Source organism: Micromonospora chaiyaphumensis, from assembly GCF_900091435.1.
Taxonomy (GTDB): domain Bacteria; phylum Actinomycetota; class Actinomycetes; order Mycobacteriales; family Micromonosporaceae; genus Micromonospora; species Micromonospora chaiyaphumensis.
The window spans coordinates 164,412-181,332 of sequence record NZ_FMCS01000012.1; the positions used below are offsets into that span (position 1 = coordinate 164,412).

16 protein-coding genes are annotated in these 16,921 nt (G+C 73.1%); 5 read left to right on the forward strand and 11 right to left on the reverse strand.

Translation table 11 applies throughout. From position 1 onward, the window contains the following. Positions 1–36: 36 nt before the first annotated feature. Positions 37–516 carry a hypothetical protein gene (locus GA0070214_RS27500; RefSeq protein WP_091269411.1) on the reverse strand — a complete coding sequence of 160 codons (480 nt, stop codon included), beginning with the start codon at positions 514–516 and terminating at the stop codon, positions 37–39. Positions 517–754: 238 nt separating this feature from the next. Next, positions 755–1,744 carry a selenide, water dikinase SelD gene (selD, locus tag GA0070214_RS27505; protein ID WP_091269412.1) on the reverse strand — a complete coding sequence of 330 codons (990 nt, stop codon included), beginning with the start codon at positions 1,742–1,744 and terminating at the stop codon, positions 755–757. Positions 1,745–1,942: 198 nt separating this feature from the next. Between selD and GA0070214_RS27510 the strand changes: the two genes are divergently transcribed. Genes GA0070214_RS27510 through GA0070214_RS27525 form a run of 4 tightly spaced genes read left to right on the forward strand, consistent with a single transcriptional unit; the run spans position 1,943 to position 5,342 of the window. Further along, positions 1,943–2,698 (forward strand): amino acid ABC transporter ATP-binding protein, encoded by a 756-nt coding sequence (locus GA0070214_RS27510; RefSeq protein WP_091269413.1) that lies wholly within the window; start codon positions 1,943–1,945, stop codon positions 2,696–2,698. A gap of 56 nt (positions 2,699–2,754) precedes the next feature. Continuing rightward, positions 2,755–3,633, forward strand: a complete 879-nt coding sequence (locus GA0070214_RS27515; RefSeq protein ID WP_091269414.1) for a glutamate ABC transporter substrate-binding protein — start codon at positions 2,755–2,757, stop codon at positions 3,631–3,633. Between the two features lie 42 nt (positions 3,634–3,675). Further along, complete coding sequence (locus tag GA0070214_RS27520) at positions 3,676–4,383, forward strand: amino acid ABC transporter permease (RefSeq protein ID WP_091269415.1); 708 nt, start codon at positions 3,676–3,678, stop codon at positions 4,381–4,383. After that, positions 4,380–5,342 (forward strand): amino acid ABC transporter permease, encoded by a 963-nt coding sequence (locus GA0070214_RS27525; protein ID WP_091269416.1) that lies wholly within the window; start codon positions 4,380–4,382, stop codon positions 5,340–5,342. The genes GA0070214_RS27520 and GA0070214_RS27525 overlap by 4 nt, the downstream gene beginning before the upstream one ends. 63 nt (positions 5,343–5,405) lie before the next feature. On the opposite strand, the gene rny is transcribed toward GA0070214_RS27525, so the two are convergent. The 7 genes from rny to GA0070214_RS27565 all read right to left on the reverse strand — a co-directional run bounded on the left by rny (position 5,406) and on the right by GA0070214_RS27565 (position 13,732). Next, a complete protein-coding gene (gene rny, locus GA0070214_RS27530) occupies positions 5,406–7,172 on the reverse strand; it encodes a ribonuclease Y (protein WP_091269417.1) in 1,767 nt (588 codons plus the stop codon). A gap of 1,104 nt (positions 7,173–8,276) precedes the next feature. Then, a complete protein-coding gene (locus GA0070214_RS27540; RefSeq protein WP_091269418.1) occupies positions 8,277–8,981 on the reverse strand; it encodes a 3-keto-5-aminohexanoate cleavage protein in 705 nt (234 codons plus the stop codon). Between the two features lie 46 nt (positions 8,982–9,027). After that, positions 9,028–9,726: a regulatory protein RecX gene (locus GA0070214_RS27545; RefSeq protein ID WP_091269419.1), complete on the reverse strand. Its 699-nt coding sequence runs from the start codon at positions 9,724–9,726 to the stop codon at positions 9,028–9,030. Positions 9,727–9,740: 14 nt separating this feature from the next. Further along, entirely contained in the window at positions 9,741–10,787 is a 1,047-nt protein-coding gene (gene recA, locus GA0070214_RS27550; RefSeq protein ID WP_091269420.1) for a recombinase RecA, read from the reverse strand. Positions 10,788–10,971: 184 nt separating this feature from the next. Next, positions 10,972–11,172, reverse strand: coding sequence for a DUF3046 domain-containing protein (locus GA0070214_RS27555; protein WP_073832642.1), 201 nt, complete (start codon positions 11,170–11,172; stop codon positions 10,972–10,974). A gap of 3 nt (positions 11,173–11,175) precedes the next feature. Further along, a complete protein-coding gene (locus GA0070214_RS27560; protein WP_091269421.1) occupies positions 11,176–12,519 on the reverse strand; it encodes an MFS transporter in 1,344 nt (447 codons plus the stop codon). Positions 12,520–12,589: 70 nt separating this feature from the next. Beyond that, positions 12,590–13,732: an acyl-CoA dehydrogenase family protein gene (locus GA0070214_RS27565; RefSeq protein ID WP_091269422.1), complete on the reverse strand. Its 1,143-nt coding sequence runs from the start codon at positions 13,730–13,732 to the stop codon at positions 12,590–12,592. 273 nt (positions 13,733–14,005) lie between these two features. Here GA0070214_RS27565 and GA0070214_RS27570 point away from each other — a divergent pair, with 273 nt between their 5' ends. Beyond that, positions 14,006–14,659 (forward strand): 4a-hydroxytetrahydrobiopterin dehydratase, encoded by a 654-nt coding sequence (locus GA0070214_RS27570; protein ID WP_091269423.1) that lies wholly within the window; start codon positions 14,006–14,008, stop codon positions 14,657–14,659. Here GA0070214_RS27570 and GA0070214_RS27575 read toward each other — a convergent pair. Together GA0070214_RS27575 and GA0070214_RS27580 are read right to left on the reverse strand one after the other, a co-directional pair. After that, positions 14,656–15,354, reverse strand: a complete 699-nt coding sequence (locus GA0070214_RS27575; RefSeq protein WP_091269424.1) for a UdgX family uracil-DNA binding protein — start codon at positions 15,352–15,354, stop codon at positions 14,656–14,658. The genes GA0070214_RS27570 and GA0070214_RS27575 overlap by 4 nt on opposite strands. Before the next feature lie 226 nt (positions 15,355–15,580). After that, positions 15,581–16,918 (reverse strand): aminotransferase class I/II-fold pyridoxal phosphate-dependent enzyme, encoded by a 1,338-nt coding sequence (locus GA0070214_RS27580; protein WP_091269425.1) that lies wholly within the window; start codon positions 16,916–16,918, stop codon positions 15,581–15,583. Positions 16,919–16,921: the final 3 nt, after the last annotated feature.

Below are 16,921 nucleotides of genomic sequence, written 5' to 3' on the forward strand. Positions count from 1 at the left end.
CGGACCGCTGCGCCGGGGCCGCCCCTCGCCGCCGGGTCAGGCGGCGGCGAGGGCCGGGGCGACCGAGTCGGGGGCCCACCGGGAGCGGTGGCACTGCGACCAGCCCCGGCAGCGGGGGTCCGCCACGGTGCAGAGCCGCTGGTCGCTGAGGACCTCGCCGTCGTCGGTCTCGACCACGTCGAAGTGCACCGGGCGGATCGTGCCGTCCGGGGCGACCAGCAGGTGCCGCCCGGCGTCGAGGGTGTCGTCGCGCATCAGGCAGTTGCGGTCCAGCAGCCGGGCCAGCGCCGCGATGCTGGGCAGCTCGGGCAGCCGCTCGGGCACCCCGTAACAGTCGACCATGGTTCCGTACACCCCGGGCGCCTCCCACACGTCGCAGACCACCGCGTACGCGGGGAGTCGGGCCGGGTCGGCGACGGCGAGGGGCATCACCACCCGCCCGAGCGCCTCGGCCAGCGCCGGGTAGACCTCCACGGGCGCCGCGCCGTCGATTCTCCAGTTCCACAGCTCGGTCATGCCGCCTCCTCGCTGCGCTCGTCCCACCGGCCTCCGGATCGGGCCTTACTCACGATGGTGGGGTGCATATGACCTCAGCCGGGCGCAAGTTACCGGTCTGTGACCATTACGGGCAGAATTTCCCCGGGCGACCTTGCCCAGAGTAGCGGGAAGGTGACAGTTTATCGGGTATGGTGCCGCCTCCGCGACGCGAACCACCGGTACATGGTGCCGGATTCGCGTATGACGGCGCGGGCTTTCAGCGCACCCGGACGAGACGGTCGCTCGCCGGCAGCAGCTCACCGACCACCGTGCCGCCCGGGACCTCGCCCGCGACCAGCAGCCCGCCCGAGGTCTGCGCGTCGGCCAGCAGCAGCCGCTCCCCCTCGTCGGCCCCGCCGAAGTCGGTCCACGGCGTCACCCAGTCCAGGTTGCGCCGGGTGCCGCCGCTGACGTACCCGTCGCGCAGCGCCTCCCGGGCGCCCGGCAGGTAGGGCACCGCGGCCGCGTCGATCGCCACGGTGAGCCGGCTGGCGCGGGCGAGCTTCGACGCGTGCCCGAGCAGCCCGAACCCGGTCACGTCGGTGCCGCAGCGGATCCCGGCCGCCACCGCCGCCCGCGCCGCGTCCCGGTTCAGCCGGGCCATCGAGGCGACCGCCTCGCCGAACCGCTCCCCGGTCCGCTTGTGCCGGGTGTTCAGCACGCCGACGCCGAGCGGCTTGGTCAGCGACAGCGGCAGGCCCGCCCGGCCGGCGTCCAGGGTGATCAGATCCTCGGGCCGGACCACCCCGGTGACGGCCAGCCCGTACTTCGGGCCGTCGTCGTCCACACTGTGCCCGCCGGCCAGGTGGCAGCCGGCCTCCCGGGCCACGTCCTGACCACCGCGCAGCACCTCCCGGGCCAGCTCCAGCGGCAGCACCTCACGGGGCCAGCAGAGCAGGTTGAGCGCGACGAGCGGGGTGCCGCCCATGGCGTAGACGTCGGAGAGCGCGTTGGCGGCGGCGATCCGCCCCCAGTCGTAGGCGTCGTCGACCACCGGGGTGAAGAAGTCGGCGGTGCTGACGAGGCCGGTGCGCTCGTCCAGCCGGACCACCGCGGCGTCGTCGCCGTGCTCCAGGCCGACCAGCAGATCGGCCGCGCCGACGGCCGGCGCCAGCCCGGCCACCATCGTCTCCAGTTCCCCCGGCGGAATCTTGCAGGCGCAGCCGCCGCCGCGGGCGTAATCGGTCAGCCGGACCGCAGATGTCATCCCCACATGATCTCCGTGAACCGTCGTGACGGCCATTCGGAACCCCCTTTTCGTGACGGAATTCGGACTGACGGGTACGGCGGTGACCGGTGTTACCGCTCCGTGACCATTCGAGTTGCGTTCTGCCACATCACCCCGCCTACAGTTGCCCAACCGGGGGTCTCGCGACCCCGCTTTTCCATATGGACGACAGGGACGGTGGACGACGTGACGACGGGCGAACCGCTGATCGTGCTCGACGGGGTGAACAAGTGGTTCGGCCCGCTGCACGTGCTGGACGACGTCTCGCTCTCCGTCGGGAGGGGCGAGGTGGTCGTCGTGATCGGCCCGTCCGGTTCCGGCAAGTCGACGCTCTGCCGCACCATCAACCGGCTGGAGCCGATCAACTCGGGCACCATCACCTTCGACGGCACCCCGCTGCCCGCCGAGGGCAAGGCGCTGGCCAAGCTGCGCAGCGAGGTCGGCATGGTGTTCCAGTCGTTCAACCTCTTCGCGCACAAGACCATCCTGGAGAACGTCACCCTCGGCCCCGTCAAGGTGCGCCGGGAGAAGCCGGCCGCCGCCCGTGAGCGCGGCCTGGCGCTGCTCGACCGGGTGGGCATCGCCAACCAGGCGGACAAGTACCCGGCGCAGCTCTCCGGCGGCCAGCAGCAGCGGGCGGCCATCGCCCGCGCGCTGGCCATGCAGCCCAAGGCGATGCTCTTCGACGAGCCGACCAGCGCGCTGGACCCGGAGATGGTCGGCGAGGTGCTGGAGGTGATGACCTCGCTGGCCCGCGACGGCATGACCATGGTCGTGGTGACCCACGAGATGGGCTTCGCCCGGCACGCGGCCAACCGGGTGGTCTTCATGGCCGACGGCCAGCTGGTCGAGGAGGCCCCGCCCACGGAGTTCTTCGCGAACCCGCGCAGCGAGCGGGCCAAGGACTTCCTGTCCAAGATCCTCACGCACTGAGCGTCCGTAGTTGGAGTGCGCCGCCCCCGGTGGCTCCGTCGAAGAAGGAGAAGAGTATGCGTTTCAAGCGCGTGGCCGCGGTCGCCGCGGCGGCGACCCTGGCGCTGGGCCTGGCCGCCTGCGGTGGTGACGACGGCGACGAGGGCACCGGCGCGGGCAGCAAGTCCTTCGCCGCCGGCAGCACCATGGAGAAGCTCAACAAGGCCCAGAAGATCAAGATCGGCACGAAGTTCGACCAGCCGGGCTTCGGCCTGAAGGGGCTGTCGGGCAAGCCGGAGGGCTTCGACGTCGAGGTCGCGAAGATCATCGTCAAGGAGCTCGGCATCCCCGAGGACAAGATCGAGTGGGTGGAGACGCCCTCCAAGGTCCGCGAGGACGTGATCGTCAACGGCACCGTCGACCTGGTCGCGGCGACCTACACGATCAACGACAAGCGCAAGGAGCGCATCGCCTTCGCCGGGCCGTACTACGAGGCCGGCCAGAACATCCTGGTGAAGAAGGACGACACCACCATCACCGGTCCGGACTCCTTCAAGGACGGCACCAAGAAGGTCTGCTCGGTGACCGGCTCGACCCCGGCCGAGAACATCAAGAAGTACGTCAAGGACGTCGCCACCCAGGTGGTGCTCTTCGACACCTACGACAAGTGCCGTGACGCCCTGAAGGGCGGCCAGGTGGACGCCGTCACCACGGACAACGTCATCCTGCTCGGCTACATCGCCAAGGACGAGGCCTCCTTCAAGCTGGCCGGTGACAACTTCACCAAGGAGCCGTACGGCATCGGGGTGAAGAAGGAGGACACCGACTTCCGCAACTTCGTCAACGACACGCTGGAGAAGGCGTTCGGCGACGGCAGCTGGAAGAAGGCCTGGGACGACACCGCGGGCAAGTTCGGCGCCGAGCTGGGCAACCCGCCGACCGTCAACCGCTACTGATCTGATCCGTTCGATCTGGAGGGTGGGGAGGAAGTCCGACCCGTGAGTGTGCTCATCGACAAGTTCGACGTCTTCGCGGGTGGATTCTGGCTCACCCTCCAGATCTGCGTGCTCGCCGCGATCGGCGCCCTGATCCTGGGCGCCGTCGTGGCGGTGCTCCGGATCTCCCCGGTGCCGCCGCTGCGGGCGCTCGGCACCGGCTACGTGAACGTCTTCCGGAACATGCCGCTGACCGTGGTGATGTTCTTCGCCGCCTTCGGGCTGCCGGCGCTCGGCTCCAACGCCGACTTCCTGCGCATCCCGGGGCTGGACGCCGTCTTCAGCCGGCTCGGCACGGACCTCCCGTACTTCCGCTTCGCGCTGATCGCCCTGGTGCTCTACACGGCGGCGTTCGTCTGCGAGGCGCTGCGGTCCGGTGTGAACGCGGTCCCCGCCGGCCAGGCCGAGGCCGCCCGGTCGCTCGGCCTCACCTTCGGCCAGAACCTCCGGTACGTGGTGCTGCCGCAGTCCTGGAAGGCCTCCGTGGTGCCGCTCGGCTCGGTGATCATCGCGATGATCAAGAACTCGGCGCTGATCGGCTTCTTCGGCGTGGTGGGTGACCTGTCGGCGACCGCCGACCAGCTCACCGGGGCCGAGGGCTACGCCTTCATCCCCGTCGCCATCGGCATCTCCGTCGGATACCTCATCATGACCGTGCCGCTCGGAGCCCTCCTCGACCGGATCGAGAAGCGACAGGCGGTGGCGCGATGAGCCAGCAGACCAGCGTCCTCTACGACGTCCCGGGTCCCCGCCAGCGGCGGATCACCCTCATCGGCAGCCTTGTCGCCACCGTGGTGGTGCTGGTCGGGGCGTACTTCCTGATCTACCGGCCGCTGGCCGACAAGGGCCAGTTCTCGATGGAGCTGTGGGGGCCGCTGGTCGACCCCTCGAACGAGAACTTCTCCCAGGTCTGGGACCGGATCGGCCTCGGCCTGAAGAACACGCTGACCGCCGCCGTGCTGGCCATCGTCGCCTCCCTCGTGGTCGGCACCCTGATCGCCGTGCTGCGGATCCAGCTCAAGAGCCTGACCCGGCGGCGCTTCACCGGGTTGGCGACGCCGGTGGCATACCTGCTGCGCGGGCTGAGCTGGGTGCTCTCCGCGCTCACCCGGGTCTGCGTCGAGGTCTTCCGGGGCCTGCCGGTGGTCATCACCATCTTCTTCGTGGCCCGCGGCTTCCCCGAGTTCGGCGTCACCTTCGACACGCTGTGGTACCTGGTCATCGGTCTGACCATCTACAACTCGGTGGTCATCGCCGAGATCCTCCGGTCCGGCATGGAGGGCCTGCCGGGTGGCCAGGCCGAGGCCGCCGCCGCGATCGGGCTCTCGCCCGCCCAGACCACCCGGATGATCCTGCTGCCGCAGGCGTTCCGGATCATGCTCCCGGCGCTGATCAGCCAGCTCGTCGTGGTGCTCAAGGACACCTCGCTCGGCTTCATCATCAGCTACGAGGAGACGCTCAACATCGGCAAGCAGATCATCGGTGTGCTGGGCAACCCGATCCAGGTCTACGCCGTGATCGCGGTGCTGTTCATCGCGGTGAACTACTCGCTGTCGAAGCTGGCGCAGTTCGTCCAGCGCCGGCTCAGCCAGGGCCGCCGCTCCGCCCCCCGTACCGGGGCCGGCGGCACCGAACTCGGCACGGAAGCTGTCGCCGGCACCGCCACCTGACCGCCCGCCTGTCGCGAAGGGCCGGCCCGGTGATCCGGGCCGGCCCTTCGCACCTCCCTGTCGTCAGCGGGCGATCTCGGTGACCCGGGACTCGCGGACCACCGTCACCCGGATCTGACCGGGATAGGTCAGCTCCTCCTCGATCTGCTTGGCCACGTCCCGGGCCAGGACCGCCGCGCCGATGTCGTCGACGTCCTCCGGCTTGACCATCACCCGGATCTCCCGGCCGGCCTGCATGGCGAAGACCTTCTCCACGCCCAGCTTGCCGGCCGCGATCTCCTCGATCCGCTCCAGCCGCTTGACGTACGCCTCCAGGCTCTCCCGCCGCGCCCCCGGCCGCCCGCCCGAGCAGGCGTCCGACGCCTGGGTGAGCACCGCCTCGATGGTCTGCGGCGGCACCTCGTTGTGGTGCGCCTCGATGGCGTGCACCACGTCCTCGCTCTCCCCGTACTTGCGAGCCAGGTCGGCGCCGATGATCGCGTGGCTGCCCTCCACCTCGTGGGTGAGCGCCTTGCCGATGTCGTGCAGGAACGCGCAGCGCTTGATTGTCGGCACGTCCAGCCGCAGCTCCGCGGCCATGATGCCGGCGATGTGCGCGGTCTCCACGAGGTGCTTGAGCACGTTCTGCCCGTACGACGTCCGGTAGCGCAGCCGGCCGAGCAGGGTGACCAGCTCCGGATGGATCTCGGTGATGCCGACCTCGACCAGGGCGTCCTCGGCCGCTCGGTGGCACAGCTCCTCCACCTCGTGCCGGGCCAGGTCGTAGACCTCCTCGATCCGGTGCGGGTGGATCCGGCCGTCCAGCACCAGCTTCTCCAGGGTGAGCCGGCCGACCTCCCGGCGTACCGGGTCGAAGCAGGAGAGCAGGACCGCCTCGGGGGTGTCGTCGATGATCAGGTTGACCCCCGTGACCGACTCGAAGGCGCGGATGTTGCGCCCCTCCCGGCCGATGATGCGCCCCTTCATCTCGTCCCCGGGCAGGTGCAGGACGCTGACCACGCTCTCCGCGGTCTGCTCGCTGGCCACCCGCTGGATGGCGTCGACCACGATGTGCCGGGCCCGCTGCTCGGCGGTGCCGCGCGCGTCGGCCTCGATCTCCCGGACCAGCAGCGCGGCCTCCCGCTTGGCCTGCCCCTCGATCGACTCGACCAGCTCGGCGCGGGCCGTGTCGGCGGTCAGCCCGGCCACCCGTTCCAGCTCGCGGCGGCGCTGCTCCTCCGCCTCGGTGAGCGCCTGCTCCCGCTCCACCAGCCCGGCCTCCCGGGCCGCGAGCGCGGCGCTGGCGGCGGTGAGCTGCCGCTCCCGCTCGGCGAGCCGCTCCACCTCCTCGGTGTGCAGCCGTTCCCGCTCGTCCATCCGGGCCGCCCGCCGCTCGACCTCGGCGGCCTGCTCCCGGGTGGTCGCGGCGAGCACCGCCACCTCCCGCTCGCCGCTGCGCCGGGCGGCGGCACGAAGCTGCTCGGCGTCGGCCTCGGCCTGCTTGTGCGCGCGCTCCAGCACCGTGTCGGCCTCGGCGCGGGCGTCGTCGAGCACCCGCCGGGCCTCGGCCCGGGCCGCCTTCGCCTCGGCCTTCGCGGCGGCCGCCTCGGCGCGGGCCGCGGCGGCGGCCGACTTCGCGACGTCGATCGTGCTGTTCGCCTCGTCGGCGGCGCTCCGCAGGGCCGCCAGCGACTGCTCCTGGCGGTCCTTCTCGGCGATGAAGGCCGGATCCTCCGGGGCGGGCGCGAAGTTCAGCCGCCGCAGGGTGCGCACGCCGAACAGGACGGCGCCGACCACCACCACGACGAGCAGCAGCACCACCGCGAGGATGACGACGTCGAAGCCACTCATGCGCGCGCTCCGGACCGGCGCCCGCCGATCGAGTCCGGCGCACCTGCTCCGCTGCGGGCCGGCGCGTCTACTCCGCTGTCGGCCGGTGCGGCCGCTCCGCTGCGCGCCGGTGCGGCCGCTCCGCTGCGCGCCGGTGCGGCCGCTCCGCTGCGCGCCGGTGCGGCCGCTCCGCTGCGCGCCGGTGCGGCCGCCCCCGGGAAGTCGGGGCCGTCGGCCGGCGAGGAGCGGCCGGCAGCGCGTGGAAGACCGCCGGTGAACCTCTGCCGCCCCGCCATGGCCGCCTCCCCTGAACGTCGGCACCGCAGGCGGCGTGCGGACGGCACGCACCTGCGGCTCTGGACGCCCGACCGGAGCGGCTGGCTGTGGGTAGCTTTCCGTCGGCGGTGCCCCCGTGGGGACATCGCCGGCGGCCGGTTGCAGTTGTCGGGTCGGCTCCGGGCGCACCGCCCCGGAGCTTGCCGTCAAAGGCCGGTGTAGCTGGCCAAAGTGATGCTGTTCTGTTACGCGATCTATGTTGTGCGCTTAGCCTGCGCTGGTCGGGCAAAGTGAGCCTGTATGGCGAGGCTAGGTCGCGAGGGGCCGTTCGGTCAAGGACTCATGATCAAACCACCCGGACGGAGAGAAGTTGAGGCGTCACTCAGCGCTGTCCAGATGCCGGACACGGCCGGACAAAATTCACCCCGCACGGCCGCCTCGGTCACGTTCCCGACCTGCTCAGGGGCCGTAACGCGACCGCGCCGGCCCCGGTTCGGGGGTGACTCGTCGCCACCTACGCCAGACCAGAACTTCCCGCAAGAGTGATTCGCGTTTCACCGTTGGCTCCCCCAGAGGGGCGGCAGCTCCGCTCAGACGGTGACCGACGGATCTTGGAGACCTCCCGTTCAAGGCGAACGCCAACTCGCCAAGATCTCGCGACGGCGCCCCTCCGCTCATAAGATCTTGGTAGGAAATGGCCCCTATAGGGGCCATTTCCTACCAAGATCTCCCCGGTGCTGCACACCGGCGGCGGGCGAGAAGGCACGGACCTGGGCGAGCACAGCGCCGAGCGGGCAATCGGCGGCACGGCGAGCGCGCATCATCGGTTCCAGCAGGCGCGGTCGCCGCTCAGTGGGCGCCGAGGGTGCGGGCCGCCGTCACCAGCGCCACGTTGTCCGGTGCGGTGCTGCCGTCCGGCAGGACCAGGGTGTCCTCCAGGCCGATCCGGGTGTCGAGGCCGCGGCGGACCGCCTCGGCGAGCACCGGCCACGTCGCCGGGCCCTCGCCGTGCAGCAGCACGGGCGGGCGGTCGGCAGGCAGCGCCGCGAGGATGGCGGCGGCGTCGGCGAGGGCCACGTCGACCGGTTCGGCCAGGCACTCGACGAGGATCCGCCCGGTCGGCGCCGGCCAGCGGCGCCAGGCGTCGACCGCCGCCGTCGTCCAGAGGCCGGCCTCGACCAGCACGCCCCGCTCGTGCAGGGCGGCCGCGACGGCCGCCGCGCCGGGTTCGTGGGCATTGACCGAGGCGAAGTCGGGCAGCACCGTCCAGGCGCGGACGGCGGCGACCCGGTCGGCGGGCTCGGGGGCGATCCAGGCGCCGGTGCTCACCCCGACGGGCAGGCCGGGCCGGGCGGCCCGGATCGCGGTGACCGCCGCGGCGATGACGCCCGGGTCGAGCGACTCGGCGCCGTCGGCGTCGCGAGGGTGCACGTGCACGGCCGCCACTCCGGCCGCCGCGCACCGGGCCGCCTCGGCCGCCAGTTCGTCGGGCGTCACGGGCACGGCCGGATGGTCCTGCCACTGCCGCCCGCCGTTGAGACACGCCTTCAACACGCCGCACACCTCCGCGGGAGTGGATCCTGACGTCGCTCGGACGGGGTCAGTCGAGGGGACGGGCGGCGGGGTCGAGGTCGTGCTCGGCGTCGGCCAGGGCGTCGGCGTCGATGTGCTCGGCGAACTCGGCCGCCTCGGCGCTCTGCGCGGCCAGCGCGTCCTTCACGGCCCGGATGGCCACGCCGGCCGGGTAGCCCTTGCGGGCCAGCATCCCGACGAGGCGACGGAACACCGCATCGGGCTCGCCCCGGGTCGAGCGCAGTTTCCGCTCCACCAGGGCCCGGGCGGTCTCCGCCTCGGTCTCCTCGTCGATCTCGTCGAGGGCCGCGCCGGCCACCTCGCCGTCGACGCCGCGCTGGCGCAGCTCGTTGGCGAGAGCCCGGCGGGCCAGCCCGCGACCGTTGTGCCGGCTGCTCACCCAGGCCCGGGCGAAGGCGGCGTCGTCCACGATGCCGACCTCGTCGTAGCGGTCGAGGACCTGGTCGGCGACCTCCTCGGAGATGCCCCGCTTGGCCAGGGCGCCGGCCAGCTCGGCACGCGTGCGCGGCCGGACCGCGAGCTGCCGCAGGCAGATCTCACGGGCCAGCTCGGCCTCGTCGCGGGGCGGCGCGGGCGTCGCCTCGGCATCAGGCTCCTCGGACCGGCCCCGGCGGCCGCGGCGCGGCCGCGGTGGAGTGGTGGCGTCACCCGTGCGGGGCGGGCTGGCGTCCCAGCCACGCCCCGTGCGGGCGCGTCGTCCTGCCACGGGTCAGCCGGGGATCAGAAGTCGACCGGCGGCAGCTCCGGGCCGCCGGCGGCGTCGCCCGCGCCGGTGCCGACGCCGAGCTTCTCCAGGATCTTCTTCTCGATCTCGGCCGCCACGTCCGGGTTCTCCCGGAGGAACTCGCGGGCCTTCTCCTTGCCCTGGCCGAGCTGGTCACCGTCGTAGGTGTACCAGGCGCCGGACTTGCGGATGATCGCCTGCTCGACGCCGACGTCGATGAGCGAGCCCTCGCGGGAGATGCCCTTGCCGTACATGATGTCGAACTCGGCCTGCTTGAACGGCGCCGCGACCTTGTTCTTCACGACCTTGACCCGGGTGCGGTTGCCGACCACGTCGGTGCCGTCCTTGAGGCTCTCGATGCGGCGCACGTCGAGCCGGACCGAGGCGTAGAACTTCAGCGCCCGACCACCGGTGGTGGTCTCCGGGCTGCCGAACATCACGCCGATCTTCTCGCGGAGCTGGTTGATGAAGATGGCCGTGGTGCCGGTGTTGTTGAGCACACCGGTGATCTTCCGCAGCGCCTGGCTCATGAGCCGGGCCTGGAGACCGACGTGGCTGTCGCCCATCTCGCCCTCGATCTCGGCGCGCGGCACGAGCGCGGCGACCGAGTCGATGACGATGATGTCGATGGCGCCGGAGCGGACCAGCATGTCGGCGATCTCGAGCGCCTGCTCGCCGGTGTCCGGCTGGGAGACCAGCAGGGCGTCGGTGTCGACGCCGAGGGCCTTCGCGTATTCCGGGTCGAGCGCGTGCTCGGCGTCGATGAAGGCGGCGATGCCGCCGGCCCGCTGGGCGTTGGCCACCGCGTGCAGGGCGACCGTGGTCTTACCGCTGGACTCGGGGCCGTAGATCTCCACGACCCGGCCGCGGGGCAGACCGCCCACGCCGAGCGCCACGTCGAGCGCGATGGAGCTGGTCGGGATGACCGCCGTCTGGACGACGGGCCGCTCCCCCAGCCGCATCACCGAACCCTTGCCGAACTGCTTGTCGATCTGAGCGAGAGCAAGGTCGAGTGCCTTCTCCCGGTCCGGCCCTGCCGCCATCGTTGCCACCCCTGCCTTCGCCGGCGTCTTTCCTGAGCTTCGCGTCACGCGGACACGCTAGGCGCTGGGTCCGACAGAAAACCAGCCGACGGGCCGCGAGCTGTGGACGAGCACCCCGCTGTGGACAATAGCCGAACAGGTGTACGACTCGACAAGCGACACGCGGAACCGGCGAAAAGGCTGCTCAGCGTAGTCGCGCGGGCACCCGGTCGGGATACGCGGCGACCACGGCGCGCCACACCACGTGCGTCTCCTCCCCCGCGGCGAGGGCCTGCTCGATGGTCCGCCCGCCGAGCTGGGACAGCACCTGGTCGCTGGCGATGCTGGCCGCGTAGCCCGGCCCGAACGCCTCCTCCAGCCGCGCCCAGAAGTCGGTCAGCCGCACGTGTCACTCCTCCTCGCCGGGCACCTCGTCCGCCGGATGCCCGAGTTCCACCGGCACCGCGACCGGCGCCGGACGCAACGCTAGCGCCACCAGCGGCACCACCGCGATCGCCGCCAGCAGGGTCAGGGTCGGATAACCCGGTCCCCGCATGACAAACCCGCTCGCCGCCGCGGCGCCCGCCCCGGCCAGCCCCATGACCAGGTCGGAGAGGCCCTGCACGCCGGGCCGGTCGGCGGTGGGCACCGACTCGGACAGCAGGGTCGAGCCGGCCACCATGGTGCCCGACCAGCCCAGCCCGAGCAGGGCCAGACCCACCGAGAGCAGCGGGGTGTGGTGCCCGGCCGTGCCGGCGACCGCGCAGGCGGCCAGCAGCAGGGCCACCCCGCCGAGGATCACCGGGCGCCGGCCCAGCCGGTCGGTGAGCCAGCCGACCAGCGGGGAGAGCGCGTACATGCCGGCGATGTGCAGGCTGAGCACGATGCCGACCACCCGCAGCACGTCGGCGTCGGAGTGCGACTCGCCGAGGCGTACCGGGGTCATCGACATGACGGCGACCATCACGAGGTGGCCCATGGCCACGGCGGCGATGCCGAGGCGGGCGGCGGGCCGCTCGCGTACCGTGCGCCAGGCCGCCACCATGCCCGCGCGGCGCCGGGCGGTCCCACCCGGCGCCGGGACCGGGTCGGCCGGGGTCTCGGCCGCCGCCAGCCGGCGCGCGGTGAGCAGCGGGTCCGGCCGGAGCAGCGCGGCCAGTACGGCGGCGGCCAGCACGAACGCGGCGGCGCTGAAGGCGAACGGGCCGGCCAGTGCCGGCAGGCCCCAGCCGCGAGTGGTGGCGTCGGCGAGCGCGGCGAAGTTCGGCGCGGCCACCGCGCCGATCGTGGTGGCCCAGACGACCAGCGAGAGCTGGCGCCCCCGGCGGGCCGGCTCGGCCAGGTCCACGGCCGTGTAGCGGGCCTGGAGGTTGGCCGCGGTCCCGCCGCCGAAGAGCAGCATGCCGAGGAAGAGCAGCGGCACCGACTGGACGACCGTGGCGACCACCACCAGCACGCCCCCGACCGACCCGACCAGGTACGCGGTGACCAGCCCCGGCCGCCGACCCCGGGCCGCCATGATCCGGGTGACCGGCACGGCGAGCAGCGCGGCGCCGACCACCCCGGCGCTCTGTGCCAGCCCGGCCAGGGCGGTGCCGGCGACCCGGGCGGCGAGCAGCGCGCCGACCGAGATGCCGATGGTGACGCCGATGCCGCCGATGATCTGCGTGAGGAGGAGCAGCCGGACGGTGCGCCGCTGGATCGGGGCGACGTCGAGCCGGCTCGGTGCCGGTGCGGTCAGGTCGGTGGCCATGGCGGATGCTCCTGGGAGTAAGGGGTCATCATCCTCCCGCACCCGACCGGCTCGCCGGCACCCGGTTTCGCTACAGGCCGAGACCCCGGCCGATGATCTCCTTCATGATCTCGGTGGTGCCGCCGTAGATGGTCTGCACCCGGCTGTCCAGCCAGGCCTTCGCCACCGGGTACTCCAGCATGAAGCCGTAGCCGCCGTGCAGCTGCACGCAGCGGTCGGCCACCTTGTTCTGCAGCTCGGTGGTCCACCACTTGGCCTTGGCCGCGTCGGTGACCGAGAGCCGGCCCGCGTTGTACTCGGCCACGCAGTGGTTCACGAAGGTCCGTGCGATGGTCACCTCGGTGTCCAGCTCGGCCAGGAGGAACCGGTTGTGCTGGAACCGCCCGATCGGCCGGCCGAACGCCTCCCGGGAGCGGGCGTAGTCGAGGGTGAGCGCGAGCAGCTTCTCCGCCGCGGCCACCGCGGCGACCGCGATGCTCAGCCGCTCCCGCGGCAGGTTGGCCATGAGGTGGTAGAAGCCGTGGTTCTCGGTGCCGATCAGGTTCTCGGCCGGCACCCGGCAGTCGTCGAAGAACAGCTCGGCCGTGTCGTTGGCCTTCAGGCCGACCTTGGCCAGCCGCCGGCCCCGGCCGAAGCCGGGCGTGCCGGTCTCCACCACGATCAGGCTCACCCCGTGCGCGCCCTGGTCGGGGGCGGTCTTGGCGACCACCACCACGAGGTCGGCCAGCTCGCCGTTGGTGATGAACGTCTTCTGCCCGTTGAGCACCCAGCTGTCGCCGTCGCGGACCGCGCTCGTGCGGATGCCGGCCAGGTCGCTGCCCGCGCCCGGCTCGCTCATCGCGATGGCGGTGACCACGTCGCCGGAGCAGAAGCCCGGGAGCCAGCGCTTGCGCTGGTCGTCGGTGGTCAGCTCGGTCAGGTACGGGGCCACCACGTCGTTGTGCAGCCCGAAGCCCAGCCCGGTGCAGCCCGCCGCGATGATCTCCTCGTCGAGCACCGCGTTGAACCGGAAGTCGCGCTGCCCGCCGCCGCCGTGCTCGGGGTCGACGTCCATGCCGAGCAGCCCGGCCGCGCCCGCCCGGCGCCACACCTCGCGGTCGACGATCCCGTCGGCCTCCCAGCGTTCGTGGTGCGGCACGGCCTCCCGGGCGAGGAACTGGCGGCACAGGTCCCGGAACTCCTGGTGGACGGGCTCGTAGAGATGCTGCTCCATGGCGGCCAGTCTGGCACCGCCGGCCCGCGCTGCCCAGAGGCGAACCCGCTCAGCTCCACCAGGTGGCGTCGGTGACCGGGAGGAAGCCGGGCCGGCGCACCAGCCCGTGCCCCCGGGCCTCGGCGAGGGCTAGAGTGCGGCGGCGTTGCGCACGGACAGGTCAAGATCAGCGGCGGTCATACCGCGAGGCTACGGCCCGCGCCGGCCGCCGGGCAGGTCCATTCCGCCGCCGTCGCACTGGTCCGGCAGCCCGGGGTACGCCAGCATGGCGGGATGAGCACGCTGACCGGAGCGCAGATCGCCGACGCCGGCCTGGACGGGTGGACGTACCTGCTCGGCGCCCTGCACACCCGCATCCGTACGCCGGACTTCGCAGCCGGACTGTCCCTGGTGGACGCCATCGGCGCGGAGGCCGAGCGGCGGGACCACCATCCCGACCTGGACCTGCGCTACACCCACGTCGACGTGCGGCTCTGGTCGCACGACGCGGGCGGGGTCACCGACCGCGACGTCCGGCTGGCCCGGGCCGTCTCCGCGCTCGCCGCCGAGGCCGGCCTGGCCACGGCGGCCACCGGCGTGGCGCGGCTCGAACTCGCCCTGGACAGCCCCGACTTCGCCGCCGTGCTGCCGTTCTGGCGCGCGGTGCTGGCCGTGGCGGAGCCGGCCGGCCACGGGCCCGGCGACGAGGTGCGCGATCCGGCCGGCGCGCTGCCCACGGTCTGGTTCCAGGAGTCCGGCCGCGACGAGCCCCGCCAGCGCTGGCACCCCGACGTGTGGGTGGACCCGGCGGAGGTGGGGCCACGCATGGAGGCCGCGCTGGCCGCCGGCGGGACGCTGGTCAGCGACGCGGCGGCACCGAACTTCTGGGTGCTGGCCGACCCCGACGGCAACCGGGTCTGCCTCTGCACCTGGCAGGGCCGCGACTAGCGCAGCGCGCGGGCGGCCACCTTCAGGTCCTTCACGAGCCCGTCGTAGGCGACGTCCTGGTTGTCGGCGCGCAGCACGGCGGAGGGGTGGATGGTGGCCAGCAGCCGGGCCTCCGGGGCGTCGGCGACCTTTCCGGTGTTGTCGACCGGGACCCGGGCGAAGTCCTCGGGGTGCTGGGCGGCGGCCGGCCAGGGCAGCAGCTCGCCGCGCTGCTTCGTCACCCGGAAGGTCGGGCCGAGCAGGGCCTTGGCGGCGGTGGCGCCGAGCACCACCACGATCTCCGGGTGCAGCCGGGCGAACTCGGCCACCAGCCAGGGCCGGCAGGCGGTGATGTGCACCCGGTCGGGCGTCTGGTGGATCCGCCGCTTGCCGCGCAGTTCGAAGCGGAAGTGCTTCACGGCGTTGGTGAGGTAGATGTGGCCGGGGTCGATGCCGGCGTCGTCCACGGCCTTGCGCAGCAGCCGGCCGGCCGGGCCGACGAAGGGCAGGCCCTTCTGGTCCTCCATGTCGCCGGGCTGCTCCCCGACGAACACGACCCGGGCGCTCTCGTCGCCGCGGCCGAACACCGTCTGCGAGGCGTCCCGGTAGAGCTCGCAGCCCCGGCAGCCGGCCGCGGCGTCGCGCAACTGCTCGATGGTGTCCGCCTGCGGCGGGATGAACTCCTGGGCTCCGGGGGCGTTCTCGGTCTCGGCCATGCCAGCTTTATATACCGGTTTCGGCATCGACGCCGGATGCGCCCGGGCCGCCGTCAGTATCCGGAGCCGCCACCACCGCCGCGCGAGGCCAGCGCGATCGCGATGATCACCAGGATGATCACGACCGCCGCCACGCCGATCCAGAGACCGGTCCGGGATCCGTTCCTAGCCATGCCACGCACCTCCCGGCCGCGGTTACCCGCGGGCGGCCGGGGCATGCCGCGGCTCAGGTGGTGAACCCGGCGGGCCCCGGCCGGACCGCGCGGGCCACCGCGTCGGCCAGCGGGCCGAGGTCGGCCTCGTCGAGCCGGCTGACCGTGATCCGCACGCCGGGGGCGGCGGCGATCCGGTTCAGCGCGCCGGGCGCCACCGACCAACCGGCGTCCCGCAGGGCGGTGACCGCGACCGTCTCGTCCGGCACCGGCACCCACACGTTGATGCCGGTCCGCCCGTGCGCGGCCACCCCCCGCGCCGCGAGGGCCTCGACCAGCCCGTCGCGCCGCCGCTCGTAACTCTCCGCCGCGCGGCCGACCAGGTCGGCGGTGGCCGGGTCGCGCCAGAGCGCCAGGACCAGGCGTTGCAGCACGGTGGAGACCCAGCCGGCACCGACCCGGGCCCGGCCGGCCACCCGCGCCACGGTGGCCTCGTCGCCGGCGAGCACGGCGAGCCGCAGGTCGGGGCCGTAGGGCTTGCTCACCGACCGGACGAAGGCCCACGCCGGTGTCGCCCCGGCGAGCGGGTGCAGGGGTACGCGGGCCAGCTCGGCGGCGTGGTCGTCCTCGATCAGCAGCAGGTCGGGCCGGCCGCCGAGGAGCGTACGGAGCTCGGCCGCCCGGCCGGCGGAGACTGCTGCGCCCGTGGGGTTCTGGGCCCGGCTCGTGACGATCAGCGCGCGGGCGCCGGCGGCCAGCGCGGCCCGGACCCCGGGCGCGGTGGGCCCTTCGTCGTCCATCGGCACCCCGATGGCGCGCAGCCCGAGCGCGGCGAGCAGGTCGAGCAGGTTGGCCCAGCCGGGGTCCTCGACCGCGACCGCGTCGCCGGGGCGCAGGTGGGCGGCGAGCAGGCGCTCGATGCCGTCGAGCGCGCCGCCGGTCACGGTGATCTCGTCGGCGGGCACGCCGTCGGCGGCGAGCCGGTCGCGGGCGGCGGCGGCCAGCTCGGGCAGGACGGCGGTGGCCGCGTAACCGCCGGGGGCGCGGAACTCGGCGGCGAGCGCGGCCAGGTGCGGGCCGAGCGGCGGCAGCAGCCGGCTGTCGGGATTGCCGGCGGAGAGGTCGCGGCCACCGGGCAGTGGCGGAGGCAGCAGCGCGGAGCGGCGGCTGGCCACCGGCGGGCGCGGGCGGACCCGGGTGCCGTGCCGGCCGGCGGTGACCACCAGGCCACGCTGCCGCAGCTCCTGGTACGCCTTCGCCACGGTGGCCGGGCTGACGCCCAGCGCGGTGGCGAGGGCGCGGACGGCGGGCAGGGCGTCGCCCGGGGCGAGGTCGCCGGCCCGGATGCCGCTTTCCACGCTCGCCGAAATCGCCGCCGACGAGGAGCCGCTGATCTGATAACGTGCTGCCACAGT

What these genes read in the sequence shown, in the direction of transcription:
- selD (WP_091269412.1), bottom strand. Translation starts at nt 1,744, where the DNA reads ATGACATCTGCGGTCCGGCTGACCGATTACGCCCGCGGCGGCGGCTGC.
- recA (WP_091269420.1), bottom strand. Translation starts at nt 10,787, where the DNA reads ATGGCGGCAGGGCCGGACCGGGAGAAGGCACTCGACCTTGCTCTCGCT.
- GA0070214_RS27515 (WP_091269414.1), top strand. Translation starts at nt 2,755, where the DNA reads ATGCGTTTCAAGCGCGTGGCCGCGGTCGCCGCGGCGGCGACCCTGGCG.
- GA0070214_RS27570 (WP_091269423.1), top strand. Translation starts at nt 14,006, where the DNA reads ATGAGCACGCTGACCGGAGCGCAGATCGCCGACGCCGGCCTGGACGGG.
- GA0070214_RS27565 (WP_091269422.1), bottom strand. Translation starts at nt 13,732, where the DNA reads ATGGAGCAGCATCTCTACGAGCCCGTCCACCAGGAGTTCCGGGACCTG.
- GA0070214_RS27500 (WP_091269411.1), bottom strand. Translation starts at nt 516, where the DNA reads ATGACCGAGCTGTGGAACTGGAGAATCGACGGCGCGGCGCCCGTGGAG.
- GA0070214_RS27525 (WP_091269416.1), top strand. Translation starts at nt 4,380, where the DNA reads ATGAGCCAGCAGACCAGCGTCCTCTACGACGTCCCGGGTCCCCGCCAG.
- rny (WP_091269417.1), bottom strand. Translation starts at nt 7,172, where the DNA reads ATGAGTGGCTTCGACGTCGTCATCCTCGCGGTGGTGCTGCTGCTCGTC.
- GA0070214_RS27575 (WP_091269424.1), bottom strand. Translation starts at nt 15,354, where the DNA reads ATGGCCGAGACCGAGAACGCCCCCGGAGCCCAGGAGTTCATCCCGCCG.
- GA0070214_RS27560 (WP_091269421.1), bottom strand. Translation starts at nt 12,519, where the DNA reads ATGGCCACCGACCTGACCGCACCGGCACCGAGCCGGCTCGACGTCGCC.